Raw genomic sequence first — 13,179 nt, forward strand, 5'->3', positions numbered from 1 at the left:
GCTGGTCGCACAGGCGCGCTGCCGGGCGCCCGTCGAGGAGTGCCCGCCGCTTCGTCGATGCGCAGCGGCAGGCCGCGCGGGCGGAAGGACGGGATCATGCGCGCTCTCCGGGATCGGACGGGGCGGGGGTGGGCCGGTCGCGGCCTTCGATGCGGTACTGCTGCCAGAAACGTTCGGCGATCGCCGCCGCGCGCAGGTCGGCCTCGGCCTGCAGCGCGGGATTGCCGAGCGCGGCGGTGGTCTGCCGGAACAGCGTCAGCCAGCGTTCGAACAGCGCCGGCCGCAGGCCGGGCAGCGCCATGTGCCGCGGCATCGGTGCGCCGCTGAAGCGGCGCGTGCCACGCAGCACCGCCGACCAGAAGTCGACCAGCCGCGCCAGGTGCGCGTCCCAGTCGTGGACGTGGCGCGCGAACACCGGCCCGAGCAGCGGGTCCTTGCGGACGCGCGCGTAGAAGCGGTGCACGAGCGCGATCACCTCGTCCTCGCTGCAGCACGCCGTGGCGGTGGCCGGTGATGCGGATGCTGGAGAGCGGCTCACCAGCCCAGGTGGAACATCAGCTTGGCGAGCAGGACGATGCCGACCATGTGCGCGAACACGCTCAGGTGCAGGCGCTTGGAGGTCGACGACACCAGGCGGCCGCGGCTGCGCAGGCGCATCGCGAACAGGAAGTGCGCGAACACGCTCAGTGCGAGCACGATTTTGATCGTCAGCAGCGTGCCGAAGCTGCTCGCCAGCGGATGGGCGAGCAGTGCGCGATAGCGCCAGGCCATGCCCAGCCCACTGCCGTAGAGCGCCAGCAGCACCCACGGCATCAGCCGTCGCGCGCGCGCGCCGATCGCGACCTCGATCTGGTGCATGGCGTTGCGCGGCACGTGGCGACGCACGCCCTCGAGGATCAACACCTCGAAGAACACGGTGCCGACGAAGACGATCGCGGCGAACAGGTGCAGGACGTGGAGCAGGGCGTAGTGGCTCATGGCGGACTCGCATGCGCGCAGGGCGCGGCTGGCCGATCGGTCTTCGATGCGGACGTGGATGGATGGACGCAGCACGCGAGGCGGCGCCTTCCCGCTGGCGCGATGATCGGCCCGATGGCACGTGCCGCCAATGACCTGGGTCAACCGGTCAGGCATCGGGAAATGGCGTCGATGTGTCGCGCTTCCCTCGGGCGCAGGCGACGCGTCGGAGGCAATTCATACCGGCTTGACGCAGGTCAAGGTTGCACGGACGGGGGTGGACGACGATGCCGCGGAACCCGAAAGAGACCCGTGCTATGAGTTCGACACGCAAGTTATGGCTGGGGCTGACCGCCCTGTTGCTCGCATCCTTCGCGGTATTGCTGTGGGTGGGCAGCGAGGTCCACCGGCAGGCCCCGCCCATGCCGGAGAAGGTCGTCACCGTCGATGGCGAGGTGCTGTTCACCCGTGCCGACATCGAGACCGGCCGGCAGGTCTGGCAGTCGATCGGCGGCCAGCAACTCGGCTCGATCTGGGGCCACGGCGCCTACGTCGCGCCCGACTGGGGCGCCGACTGGCTGCATCGCGAGGCCGAGGCGGTCCTGGATCTGTGGGCGCGCCGCGAGCACGGCGTCGACAGCTACAAGCAGCTCGACGAGCCCACGCAGGCGGCCTACGCCAAGCGCGTGCAGCAGTTGCTGCGCCGTAACACCTGGGACGCGGCCAGCGGCACCATCACGATCGAGCGCGACCGCGCCGAGGCGATGGCGCTGGTCGGCGCGCACTACGCCGACCTGTTCGGCAACGATCCGGCCACCGCCGAACTGCGCGAAGCCTATGCGATGCGCAACGACACGGTGCCCGACGCCGCGCATCGCCAGGCGATGACGGGCTTCTTCTGGTGGGCCGCCTGGTCCTCGGTGACCGAGCGTCCGGGCGAGGCGATCAGCTACACCGCCAACTGGCCGGCCGACGAGTTGGTGGGCAACACGCCGCCGCCCAGCGCCTTCATGTGGACGGTCTTCAGCGTGCTGTTCCTGATCGCGGGCGTCGCGCTGCTGGGCTGGCACTACGCGGTCAACCACGGTGACGAGATGGTGCCCGAGCTGCCGCGGACCGATCCGCTGGCCTCGATCCGCATCACGCCGTCGATGCGCGCGAGCGCCAAGTACTTCTGGGTGGTGATCGCGCTGTTCCTGGTGCAGATCCTGCTGGGCGCGACGACCGCGCACTACCAGGTCGAGGGCCAGGAGGCCTACGGTTTCGCGCTGGCGGACATCCTGCCCTACGCGCTGACGCGCACGTGGCACACGCAACTCGCGGTGCTGTGGATCGCGACCGCGTGGCTCGGCATGGGCCTGTACATCGCACCGGCGATCTCCGGCCACGAACCGAAGTTCCAGCGCCTGGGCGTCAACGTGCTGTGGGTCTGCCTGATCGCGATCGTGGTCGGTTCGTTCACCGGGCAGTGGTTTGCGGTGATGCAGAAGATGGGCCTGGCGCACAACTTCTGGTTCGGCCACCAGGGCTGGGAATACGTCGATCTCGGCCGTTTCTGGCAGTGGTTCCTGTTCATCGGCCTGATCCTGTGGCTGACGCTGGTCGGGCGCGCGCTGTGGCCGGCGATCCGCCACGGCGGCGAATCGCGCTCGATCGTGAGCCTGCTGTTCCTGTCGGTCGTGGCGATCGGCATCTTCTACGCCGCGGGCCTGATGTGGGGCGAGCACACGCACCTGTCGATGGTCGAGTACTGGCGCTGGTGGGTCGTGCACCTGTGGGTGGAAGGCTTCTTCGAGGTGTTCGCGGTGGCGGTGATCGCCTTCCTGTTCACGCGCCTGGGCTTGCTGCAGGTACGCACGGCGACGATCGCGGTGCTGTTCGCGACGGTCGTGTTCATGGCCGGCGGCGTGCTGGGCACGCTGCACCACCTGTACTTCACGGGCACGCCCACGTCGGTGATCGCGCTGGGTGCGAGCTTCTCGGCGCTGGAAGTGGTGCCGCTGGCCTACGTCGGCTTCGAGGCCTACCAGAGCTACCGGCTGGGCAGGTCGACGCCGTGGATGCAGCGCTACAAGTGGCCGATCATGTTCTTCATCGCGGTCGCGTTCTGGAACCTGGTCGGTGCGGGTCTGTTCGGTTTCCTGATCAATCCGCCGCTGCCGCTGTACTACATGCAGGGCCTGAACCTGACGGCCAACCACGGCCACACGGCGTTGTTCGGCGTCTACGGCATGCTGGGCATCGGGCTGATGCTGTTCTGCCTGCGCGGGCTGAAGCCTGGCGTGGAATGGAACGAGCGGGCGCTGAAGGTGTCCTTCTGGTCGCTCAACATCGGGCTGGCGGGCATGTCGGCGTTCACGCTGCTGCCGCTGGGTATCCTGCAGCTCAACGCGGTGCTCGACCACGGCTACTGGTACGCGCGTTCGGCGGAGTTCATGCAGCAGCCGCTGATCGAGATGCTGGTGTGGATGCGCGTTCCGGCCGACACGCTCTTCAGCGTGGGTGCGGTGGCGCTGGCCTGGTTCGTCCTGCGCCTGTGGATCGCGCCCAAGCAGGCGTCGCTGCCGGTGGATGCGGTCGGCATCTCGGCCGCCAAGCGCTGATCCAGTGTCATGTTCGATCGACCGGGGCCGCCATGCGGCCCCGGTTTTTTTGTGGCGCGGCGTTGGGACGACGCGCGCGCCAGCTCTCCAATGCCCCTGTAGGAGCGCGCTCGCGCGCGATGGGCGTTCCCGGGCATGCTCCCATCGCGCGAGCGCGCCCGACAGGCGCTGGACACGGGGGCGAGGTCGGATCGGAGCGCGGCGGCAGCGTCTGCGTGTGCGCCTGCCGGGTACCGTGCCCAGTCGCGGCCCGATATCCGCTTGGTGGTCACGGCACCCGACAGGCGCTGGACGCGGGTGCGAGACCGGATCGGAGAGCGGCGGCGTCTGCGTGTGCGCCTGCCGGGTACCGCGCCCAGTCGCGGCCCGATATCCGCTTGGTGGTCACGGCACCCGACAGGCGCTGGACGCGGGTGCGATGTCGGATGGGAGAGCGGCGGCGTCTGCGTGTGCGCCTGCCGGGTACCGTGCCCAGTCGCGGCCCGATATCCGCTTGGTGGTCGCGGCACCCGACAGGCGCTGGACGCGGGTGCGATATCGGATGGGAGAGCGGCGGCGTCTGCGTGTGCGCCTGCCGGGTACCGTGCCCAGTCGCGGCCCGACATCCGCTTGGTGGTCGCGGCCCCCGACAGGCGCTGGACACGGGGGCGATGTCGGATCGGAGAGCGGCGATGTCTGCGTGTGCGGGTGCGGCGTCGGAACGTAAAGCGGGAGGCAGTAGGCTGGCGTCCGTCGTGGGGGCGATTGACCCACGTCAACGACGGCGCGAGGGCGCATGGCCGAAGATGCCCGCATGAACACTTCCGCGCCCCGTCCTTCGCCGCAGTTGCTGGCTGTCGCTCCGCACCGGCTGATGTTCTTCATCGGTGCGGGCAACCTGCTGCTGGCGATGCTGTGGTGGGCGGCGTGGCTGGCGGCGCAGCGTTGGCAGTTGGGCTTCGGGATGCCGCAGTCCGCGACGCATCCGGGCTGGCTGCATGCGTTCGTGATGCAGTACCAGGTGCTGCCGAGCTTCTTCTTCGGTTTCCTGCTGACCACGTTCCCGCGCTGGCTGGGCCTGCGCGACGTGCCGCGCTGGCAGTACCTGCCGGTCGGCATCGGGTTGATGGGTGGCCAGGCCTTGCTGCTGTGCGCGGCGATGGGACTGGAGGTCGCGCTGACGATCGGCCTGTTCATGACGCTGGCCGGGTGGGGCACCGGACTGTGGCTGCTGACGCGGCTGGTGCTGTCCGAACGCGGGCGCACCTGGCATGCGCGCTCTTGCCTGGCCGCGCTGTGGCTCGGGATGGCGGGACTGCTGTGCTTCGCCGGGTTCGTCGCGACCGGCTCGCCGTGGCTGGTGTTCGTCAGCATCAAGCTGGGCACGTTCGGCCTGCTGCTGCCGGTGTACCTGACCGTCGCGCACCGGATGTTCCCGTTCTTCGCGGGCAACGTCGTGCCCGGCTACGTGGCCTGGCGGCCGATGGGGTGGCTCGGTGCGATGTGGGCGCTGCTGGCCGCGCACCTGGCGCTCGAGCTCGTGCACGCCTACGCGTGGCTGTGGCTGGTCGACCTGCCGATGCTCGGGCTGGCGCTCTACACCCTGTGGCGCTGGTGGCCGCGCGGCGCGGCGCCGGGGCTGTTGAGCACGCTGTTCTTCGGGTTGCTGTGGTGGCCGGTGACGTTCGTGCTGCACGCCGCGCAGAGCCTGCTGTATCTCGACACCGGCACGTTCCTGCTCGGACGCGCGCCGGCGCACGCGTTGTTCATCGGCCTGTTCGGCAGCGTGCTGGTCGCGATGGTGACGCGCGTGACCCAGGGCCATTCCGGGCGCCCGCTGCGCATGACCGGCACGGCGTGGTGGGCCTTCATCGGCATCCAGATCGTCGCCGCGCTGCGGATCTCGGCCGAGGTGCTGCCCGACACGATGCTGTGGCTGGCGGTGTCCGCGCTTGGCTGGCTGGTCGTGCTGGGCCCGTGGGTGGCCCGGATCGGCGCCATCTACCTGTCGCCGCGCGCCGACGGCAAGCCGGGATGACGGCCGGGCGACCGCCCGGCATGCTGTCCCCTTCATCGCCGGCCGCGACGCGACAGCGGCGCGCTGGCCGACATTCCGAGGTTCCGTTTCGATGATCGAGTTCTACCCCCAGATCAAGCACGCGCACATGGGGCTGGCATTGACCAGCGGCGCGCTGTTCGCGCTGCGCGGCGCCGGCCTGCTCGCCGGCATGCGCTGGCCGAAGGCGGCGGTCGTGCGCTACACCAGCTACACGATCGACACCGCACTGCTGACCGCGGCGATGATGCTGCTGACCATCCTGCCCGGCGCGCTCTACGCCAACGGCTGGCTGGCGACCAAGGTGGTGCTGATCGTGGTCTACGTCGTGCTGGGCATCCTGGCCTTCGGCCAGAAGCGGCCACGCCGCACGCGCGCGATCCTCTACGTCGCGGCGCTGCTGACGTTCGCGCAGATCTACTGCATCGCCCGCGCGCATCATCCGCTGGGGATCTTCTACCTGCTCTGAGGCGGCCTTCGGACGTGCAGGACGCGTGCGGCCACCACTGGGGGCCATCGGCGCTCCGGTACGTGGCGCGCGGACTGCCTGCGGGTCGCGCGCGAGGGCGGTGCGCGTCCGACATGATGTCCCCACGACGGCGTCTCGCCGCGGCTCGCACCGCGTCGCCGGTCACGGGCCAGAATCCTGGCGCGTGATCCGGTCGGGCGCATGGCGCGTGTGCGCAGGCATGTCCGTGACGTCCCGGTATGCGGCGCCCGACCGGCTGCTTGGCGGCATTCCTGGCGTCGGACGCATTGCGCGGGTGGGTCAGACCGGCAGGCGGACAACGTGCTGCGTGGGCGCCGGCGGCGATGCCTGGTCGCCGCGCGATCTGGGGCATGCCCAGGCAGTGCCGGCCTTCCGTCGCCTCGCACCGTCGGCCGGGGCGGCGTCTGCGGGCCGGGCAACAAGCGCCCGCCGCGCGCATCCGGCTGGACGATGCGACGAGCGCCGGCAGGGTACACGCGGCTGGACCGCGCGGGCCCACGAACGAAAAAGCCACCCCTGCGAGGCAGGGGTGGCCCGGCGCTGGAGAGAGCGCGTGACTTACTTGTCGGCAGGCAGCGCGAGGCTGGTGCCGGGCTTGATCGGGCCGACCGGGGAGGGCGTGGTCATCAGGTCGTGGTTCCACTTGTCGCCGTCGACCTTGATGTGCGCCGCGGCACCGAGCAGGACCGCCTCGATCAGGTTGTGGTTGAGGTACACGTACAGGCCGGGCTGGCGGAAGGTGTACAGCGCGGCCCCTGCCGAGCCGCCGCGGATGAACCAGGTCTCCAGGTCCCTGAGCGGCGCGTTGTTGAACTTGCCTTCCTCCCAGACGTAGTCGCCGTGGCCACCGATCAGGTGCGGGCGGCTGTCGCGGTTGGCCTGCGAATGCACGAGCAGGATCGTCTCGCCGACCTTGCTGGTCATCGCCTGCTCGCCGGTCAGCGCGCCGACCGCGCCGTTGAACACCACGTGCGAGGGCGTCAGGCTCTTCATCGTCGCCAGCGTGTCAGGCAGCGCCTCGGCGTGCGAGCCGTAGGTCTTGAAGTTGCCGTCGGCATCGCGCGGCACGTAGAAGTCGGTCTCGCCGACGTAGTACGCACGGTCGTAGCGCAGCGACTTGCCGTCGCCGTCCTTCAGGCCGTCGCGCGGCAGCACCATCACCGTGCCCTGCATGCCGGAGACCACGTGCCAGGGGGTCATCGGGCCGCCCGGGGCGCAGTGGTAGACGAACGTGCCCGGACGCGTGGCCTTCCAGCGCAGCACCACTTCCTCGCCGGGCTGGATGACCGTCAGGTCGCCGCCGCCCAGCGCGCCGGTGGCGGCGTGGAAGTCGATGTTGTGCACCATCGAGTTGGTGGACGGATTGACCAGCGTGAGTTCGACGTAGTCGCCCTCGTGCACGACCATCAGCGGGCCGGGGACCGAGCCGCCGAAGGTCATCGCATGCAGCTTGGTGCCTTCGCCGTCGATGACGATTTCCTTCTCGACGATCGGCAACGTGAACTGCACGACCTTGGGCCCGCCCTTGGCGACCTGCTCGTGATCGTGGACGAAGGGCGGGCGCTTGAGCTCGACGCGCTGACGCGGCAGGTTGGCCAGTTCCGAGGCGCCGCTCAGTGTCGCGTTGACGAGGTCCTTCGCATCGACCGCCTGGGCGGGGCTGGACAGCAGGGGGGAGGCTGCGAGCGCGATTGCGGCGGCGAGCAGGCTGGTCTTCAGGGCGTGCATCTGGGCGTTCTCCTTTGTTTCCGTTCGCTTGTTGTTTGGCGTGGGAACAATATGCGTCCAGGGTTTATGCGTCGCCTTGATCGGGATCAAGAATATGTGAATGGATAATCCGTGAGTGATTGTTTCAATTGAACAATTTGATTTCGATCAAAGCCGGTATTGATTCAAATCAATTGATTCGGAAACCATTTTGGATGGGCGTTTTCCGGGCTTCTATCAAAGCCCGGCCAGAGCCGGATGCATGTGCCGATCACGCGCAGCTGTCTTGTAGGAGCGCGCTTGCGCGCGATGGGCGTTCCCGGAGATGTCCATCGCGCGCAAGCGCGCTCCTACACGGCATTGGGACGACTGGCGCACGTATCGGTCCGATGCCATCCAAAAAAAGCGCCACCCGAAGGTGGCGCCTGGTCTCGCGGATCGGGCCGGCGGCCCGGGGCGGATCGGTCAGGGCTGGACGACCAGCTTGCCGCGCATGATTGCCGAGTGGCCCGGGAAGGAGCAGAAGTAGGTGTAGTCGCCACCGGCCTTCAGCGCCGAGCCCGGCAGGGTGATCGTGGCCGTCTGGCCGCCGCCGATCAGCTTGGTGTGCGCCAGCACGCGCTTGTCGCCGGCCTGGATGTAGTCGGCGGCGGCGCCGGCCTTGATGCCGTCGCGGGCGACCGCATCGGCGTCGGGGGTGGCGGTGACGACGACGTTGTGGCCCATCGCGGCGGCCGGCAGCTTGCCGGTGTGGGCCAGCTCGATGGTGACCGTGCGGCAGCTGGCCGAAACGGTGGCGGTCTTCTGGTCGAACTGCATCTGGTCGTTGCCCTTCAGGCTGACAGTGCAGTTGGGCGCGGCGTGGGCCATGCCGGCGGCACCGAGGAGGGCGAGGCCGAGCAGCATCGTACGGGTGTTCATGGAGCGTCTCCGTTGGGGTCTGGTCTTCTTGCTTGAGGGGGATGTTCCGGGTTTGCCGGGGCCCGCGCCTTGATCTGGATCATCCTGGCCTTTCGTGCCGTCGGGCGGGATGATGGCGCTGTCCTGCCGTTCATGTCCCGGGCCGAGGCGCCGGGCACACCGTCCATGCCCGATCGTCCGACGCCCGCCCCAGGTCCCGCGCTGTGCCGCGAGGAGGACGTGGTCCGACTGGTCCACGCCTTCTATGCGCGGGCCCGCGCCGACGCGTTGCTGGGGCCGGTGTTCGAGGCGCACGTGGCCGACTGGCCGGCGCATCTGGCGCTGCTGGTCGATTTCTGGTCGGCGATGCTGCGCGGCACCCGCCGCTTCCGCGGCGCCCCGGTCCAGCGGCACCTGGCGCTGCCGGCCCTCGACGAGGCGATGTTCGCGCGCTGGCTGGCGCTGTTCCGCCAGACCACCGCCGAGCTGGACAATGCCCCGATGCAGCAGCTGGCCGACGAGATGGCCGAGCGCGTCGCCGCGACGCTATTGGCGCGCTACCGCGCCGCAGGCGGTTGAGGCGGCGGACCACCGGTCGAGCCGCGCAGCACCAGGCGGCCGGGAATCGTCCGGCTCTCGGCGGCCGTCCCCTCGATCTGCGCGATCAGCGTATCGACCAGCAGCGTGCCGGCCTGCCGGGTGTCCTGCTGCACGGTCGACAGCCCCGGGGTCACGAACGCGGCCAGCGGGATGTCGTCGAAGCCGGCGACCGCGACGTCGTCCGGCACCCGCAGGCCATGCTCGTGCAGGGCCTTCATCGCGCCGATCGCGATCAGGTCGCTGCCGGCGAAGATCGCGTCGAACGGCACGCCGCGGGCGAGCAGGGCGCGCGCGGCCTCGAAGCCCGACTGCTCGCTGGTGACCGCGTCGACCTGCAGCGCCGGGTCGGTCGCCAGGCCCGCCCCGGCCAGCGCTGCGGCCAGGCCGCGGTGGCGTTCCTGGAACTCGGGGTAGCGCGCGGACGCATCGCCGAGGAAGGCGATGCGCCGGCGGCCCTGGGCGAGCAGGTGGCCGGCCATCGCGTGGCCGCCCTGGAAGTTGTCGCTGCCGATCGACACGCCCGGCTGGCCCGGCAGGGCCGCGCCCCAGCGCACGAAGCGCGTGCCCTGTTCGACCAGCTGCTGCAGCCGCCCGCGCGCCTCGAGGTAGTCGCCGTAGCCGAGCAGCAGCAGCCCGTCGGCCTTGTGCGAGTCCTCGTAGTCGGCGTGCCAGTCGCTCGACAGCTGCTGGAACGAGATCAGCAGGTCGTAGCCGCGCAGCGCGCAGGCGCGGGTGATCGCGCCGAGCATCGACAGGAAGAACGGGTTGATCGCATCGTCCGCCGGCTCCTCGAAGAACAGCAGCGCCAGCGTGCCCGACTGCTGGCAGCGCAGGTTCGAGGCGTTCTTGTCGACCTTGTAGTTGAGCTCGCGCGCGATCGCGAGGATGCGCTCGCGCGTGTCCCGGTTCACCGACGGGCTGCCGCGCAGCGCGCGCGAGACCGTGGGCTGGGACACGCCCGCCAGGTGGGCGATATCGAGGGAGGTGGGCTTGCCTTTGATCGTCATCGCACGCGGTCGCGGCGCTGGGGCCGGGGCCATGATGCCACGCGGCGGCCCGGCCCCGGCTTTTCGGGCGCCGGACCGGGCGATCTGGGCTAGAATCGGTGCCCTGCGTCCCTTCCTTCCCAGCCGACAGGTGGCCCGCGTTCCGCCGGCCGAGCGTGCGACATGAGCACTACCGTCTTCCAGCGCTGATCGCCCCGCGGGTTCCCCATGGCGCCCTCGCGGCGCTTTTTTTATGCGACGCGCGGTGGTTCGGGCGCGGCGATCGGAACGCACGATCGCCTGCCGCCACGAATCGCCCATCACCCCTTCACGGCCCACACCCCCATGATCACCATCACGCTTCCCGACGGCAGCCGCCGCGAGTTCGAACATCCCGTCACCGTCATGCAGGTCGCCCAGTCGATCGGCCCCGGGCTGGCCAAGGCCACCGTCGCCGGCAAGGTCGACGGCCGCCAGGTCGACGCCTCCGACCTGATCGACCACGACGCCACGCTGCAGATCCTCACCCCGAAGGACCCCGAGGGCGTGGAGATCATCCGCCACTCCTGCGCGCACCTGGTCGGCCATGCGGTCAAGCAGCTCTATCCCGACGTCAAGATGGTCATCGGCCCGGTGATCGAAGAAGGCTTCTACTACGACGTCTACAGCGAGCGGCCGTTCACGCCCGACGATCTGGCGGCGATCGAGAAGCGCATGGGCGAGCTGATCGACACCGAGTACGAGGTGGTCAAGAAGATGACCCCGCGCGAGCAGGTGGTCGAGACCTTCCGCGCGCGCGGCGAGGACTACAAGCTGCGGCTGATCGACGACATGGGCCCGGAGATCACCGAGATGGGCCTGTACTTCCACCAGGAGTACGTCGACATGTGCCGCGGTCCGCACGTGCCCAACACGCGCTTCCTCAAGGCGTTCAAGCTCACGCGCATCTCCGGCGCCTACTGGCGCGGCGATTCGAAGAACGAGCAGCTCCAGCGCATCTACGGCACCGCCTGGGCCGATGCCAAGCAGCTCAAGGCCTACGTCCAGCGCATCGAGGAGGCCGAGAAGCGCGACCACCGGCGCATCGGCAAGGCCCAGGACCTGTTCCACCTGCAGGAGGAGGCGCCGGGCCTAGTGTTCTGGCATCCCAAGGGCTGGGCGCTGTGGCAGGTGGTCGAGCAGCACATGCGCCGCGTCTACCGCGACAGCGGCTACGGCGAGGTGCGCTGCCCGCAGATCCTCGACGTCTCGCTGTGGCAGAAGTCCGGTCACTGGGACAACTACAAGGACAACATGTTCTTCACCGAGTCCGAGAAGCGGACCTACGCGGTGAAGCCGATGAACTGCCCCGGCCACGTGCAGGTCTTCAACCAGGGTCTGCACAGCTACCGCGACCTGCCGATCCGCTACGGCGAGTTCGGCTCGTGCCACCGCAACGAGCCGTCCGGCGCGCTGCACGGCATCCTGCGCGTGCGTGGCTTCACCCAGGACGACGGCCACGTGTTCTGCACCGAGGCGCAGATCGAGTCCGAGGTCACCGCGTTCCACCGCCAGGCGCTGGCGGTGTACGAGACCTTCGGCTTCGCGCCCGACGGCATCCAGATCAAGATCGCGCTGCGGCCCGAATCGCGGCTCGGCGACGACGCGACCTGGGACAAGGCCGAGGCCGCGCTGCGCAACGCGCTGTCGGCCTGCGGCGTGGCCTGGGAGGAGCTGCCGGGCGAGGGCGCGTTCTACGGCCCGAAGATCGAGTACCACCTCAAGGACGCGATCGGCCGGACCTGGCAGCTGGGCACGATGCAGGTCGATTTCATGATGCCCGGCCGCCTGGGCGCGGAGTACGTCGACGAGCAGAGCCAGCGCCGCACCCCGGTGATGCTGCACCGGGCGATCGTCGGCTCGATGGAGCGCTTCATCGGCATCCTGATCGAGCACCACGCCGGCCAGTTCCCCGCCTGGCTGGCGCCGGTGCAGGCGGTGGTGATGAACATCACCGACGCCCAGGCCGATTTCGTCGAGGAGGTCCGGAAATCCCTTGCGAATCAAGGCGTCCGGATCGAGGCCGATTTGCGGAACGAGAAAATCGGCTATAAGATCCGCGAGCACACGCTGCAGCGGGTGCCGTATCTGCTCGTGGTCGGGGATCGCGAGAAGGAAAACGGCGCAGTCGCGGTTCGGACGCGGTCCGGGGAAGATCTGGGCACGATGCCGATCGACGACTTCGTTTCGCGCCTCCGCGCGGAGCCGGTGTCAGCATGAGTCCTTCACCGGCGCGGATCCACCATGGACCGCGCCGGTCGCCCCGTTGGCTGGCGAGCCGGCGGCATGTTCCATCTTGGAGATTGCAGTATTAGCACCCCTGACAAGCAGAATCGGCGCAACCAGGACATCCGCGTACCCCGTGTGCGCGTGATCGGTTCGGACGGAGAAATGATCGGCGTGCTGTCGCGCGACGAGGCGTTGCGCACCGCCGAGGAAGAAGGGCTCGATCTCGTCGAGATCCAGCCCAATGCGGACCCGCCGGTCTGCAAGATCATGGACTTCGGCAAGTTCAAGTTCGAACAGCAGAAGAAGGCCAACGAGGCCAAGAAGAAGACCAAGCAGGTCGAGATCAAGGAACTCAAGTTCCGGCCGGTCACCGACGAGGGCGACTACCAGATCAAGCTGCGCAAGATGCGCGGCTTCCTCGAGGAAGGCGACAAGATCAAGGTCAACATCCGCTTCCGCGGCCGCGAGATGAGCCACCAGGAGCTGGGCCGCGAGATGGCGGCCCGGATCGAGGCCGACCTGGGCGAGGACATCGTGATCGAGTCGCGCCCGCGTCTGGAAGGCCGGCAGATGGTGATGATGATCGCGCCGAAGAAGAAGTGACCCGCGCGCTTCGCGCGTGAACATCCCGGT

General features: G+C 69.0%; 11 protein-coding genes. 6 read left to right on the top strand and 5 right to left on the bottom strand.

Annotated features, from left to right (window positions below):
• Positions 1 to 94: 94 nt before the first annotated feature.
• Entirely contained in the window at positions 95 to 538 is a 444-nt protein-coding gene (locus WQ56_RS19270) for a group III truncated hemoglobin (protein ID WP_047136487.1), read from the bottom strand.
• Positions 535 to 978 (bottom strand): membrane protein, encoded by a 444-nt coding sequence (locus WQ56_RS19275; RefSeq protein WP_047136562.1) that lies wholly within the window; start codon positions 976 to 978, stop codon positions 535 to 537. The genes WQ56_RS19270 and WQ56_RS19275 overlap by 4 nt, the downstream gene beginning before the upstream one ends.
• A gap of 296 nt (positions 979 to 1,274) precedes the next feature.
• On the opposite strand from WQ56_RS19275, the gene WQ56_RS07695 reads away from it, so the two are divergent.
• The 3 genes from WQ56_RS07695 to WQ56_RS07705 all read left to right on the top strand — a co-directional run bounded on the left by WQ56_RS07695 (position 1,275) and on the right by WQ56_RS07705 (position 6,064).
• Positions 1,275 to 3,560: a nitric-oxide reductase large subunit gene (locus WQ56_RS07695; protein ID WP_047136488.1), complete on the top strand. Its 2,286-nt coding sequence runs from the start codon at positions 1,275 to 1,277 to the stop codon at positions 3,558 to 3,560.
• 793 nt (positions 3,561 to 4,353) lie between these two features.
• On the top strand, positions 4,354 to 5,577 hold the full coding sequence (locus WQ56_RS07700; RefSeq protein ID WP_082132265.1) for an NnrS family protein: 1,224 nt from the start codon (positions 4,354 to 4,356) through the stop codon (positions 5,575 to 5,577).
• Positions 5,578 to 5,668: 91 nt separating this feature from the next.
• Entirely contained in the window at positions 5,669 to 6,064 is a 396-nt protein-coding gene (locus tag WQ56_RS07705; RefSeq protein ID WP_047136490.1) for a SirB2 family protein, read from the top strand.
• 579 nt (positions 6,065 to 6,643) lie between these two features.
• On the opposite strand, the gene nirK is transcribed toward WQ56_RS07705, so the two are convergent.
• Both nirK and azu read right to left on the bottom strand, forming a co-directional pair.
• Positions 6,644 to 7,813 carry a copper-containing nitrite reductase gene (gene nirK / locus WQ56_RS07710; protein ID WP_047136491.1) on the bottom strand — a complete coding sequence of 390 codons (1,170 nt, stop codon included), beginning with the start codon at positions 7,811 to 7,813 and terminating at the stop codon, positions 6,644 to 6,646.
• Between the two features lie 444 nt (positions 7,814 to 8,257).
• Positions 8,258 to 8,713 carry an azurin gene (gene azu, locus WQ56_RS07715; RefSeq protein ID WP_047136492.1) on the bottom strand — a complete coding sequence of 152 codons (456 nt, stop codon included), beginning with the start codon at positions 8,711 to 8,713 and terminating at the stop codon, positions 8,258 to 8,260.
• Between the two features lie 165 nt (positions 8,714 to 8,878).
• Between azu and WQ56_RS07720 the strand changes: the two genes are divergently transcribed.
• Positions 8,879 to 9,271 (top strand): group III truncated hemoglobin, encoded by a 393-nt coding sequence (locus WQ56_RS07720; protein WP_047136493.1) that lies wholly within the window; start codon positions 8,879 to 8,881, stop codon positions 9,269 to 9,271.
• Here the strand turns inward: WQ56_RS07720 and WQ56_RS07725 are convergent.
• Entirely contained in the window at positions 9,250 to 10,299 is a 1,050-nt protein-coding gene (locus WQ56_RS07725) for a LacI family DNA-binding transcriptional regulator (protein WP_047136494.1), read from the bottom strand. The two genes, WQ56_RS07720 and WQ56_RS07725, sit on opposite strands and share 22 nt — an antisense overlap.
• Positions 10,300 to 10,623: 324 nt before the next feature.
• Here WQ56_RS07725 and thrS point away from each other — a divergent pair, with 324 nt between their 5' ends.
• Positions 10,624 to 12,537 carry a threonine--tRNA ligase gene (thrS, locus tag WQ56_RS07730; RefSeq protein WP_047136495.1) on the top strand — a complete coding sequence of 638 codons (1,914 nt, stop codon included), beginning with the start codon at positions 10,624 to 10,626 and terminating at the stop codon, positions 12,535 to 12,537.
• Between the two features lie 66 nt (positions 12,538 to 12,603).
• Positions 12,604 to 13,149, top strand: coding sequence for a translation initiation factor IF-3 (gene infC / locus WQ56_RS07735; protein WP_082132261.1), 546 nt, complete (start codon positions 12,604 to 12,606; stop codon positions 13,147 to 13,149).
• Positions 13,150 to 13,179 lie beyond the last annotated feature (30 nt).

The organism is Luteimonas sp. FCS-9, from assembly GCF_001014645.1.
Classification (GTDB): Bacteria; Pseudomonadota; Gammaproteobacteria; order Xanthomonadales; family Xanthomonadaceae; genus Luteimonas.

Coding starts and splice junctions, on each gene's coding strand:
- WQ56_RS19275 (WP_047136562.1), bottom strand. CDS start 978: ATGAGCCACTACGCCCTGCTCCACGTCCTGCACCTGTTCGCCGCGATC.
- WQ56_RS07695 (WP_047136488.1), top strand. CDS start 1,275: ATGAGTTCGACACGCAAGTTATGGCTGGGGCTGACCGCCCTGTTGCTC.
- WQ56_RS07700 (WP_082132265.1), top strand. CDS start 4,354: ATGAACACTTCCGCGCCCCGTCCTTCGCCGCAGTTGCTGGCTGTCGCT.
- WQ56_RS07705 (WP_047136490.1), top strand. CDS start 5,669: ATGATCGAGTTCTACCCCCAGATCAAGCACGCGCACATGGGGCTGGCA.
- nirK (WP_047136491.1), bottom strand. CDS start 7,813: ATGCACGCCCTGAAGACCAGCCTGCTCGCCGCCGCAATCGCGCTCGCA.
- azu (WP_047136492.1), bottom strand. CDS start 8,713: ATGAACACCCGTACGATGCTGCTCGGCCTCGCCCTCCTCGGTGCCGCC.
- WQ56_RS07720 (WP_047136493.1), top strand. CDS start 8,879: ATGCCCGATCGTCCGACGCCCGCCCCAGGTCCCGCGCTGTGCCGCGAG.
- WQ56_RS07725 (WP_047136494.1), bottom strand. CDS start 10,299: ATGACGATCAAAGGCAAGCCCACCTCCCTCGATATCGCCCACCTGGCG.
- thrS (WP_047136495.1), top strand. CDS start 10,624: ATGATCACCATCACGCTTCCCGACGGCAGCCGCCGCGAGTTCGAACAT.
- infC (WP_082132261.1), top strand. CDS start 12,604: ATGTTCCATCTTGGAGATTGCAGTATTAGCACCCCTGACAAGCAGAAT.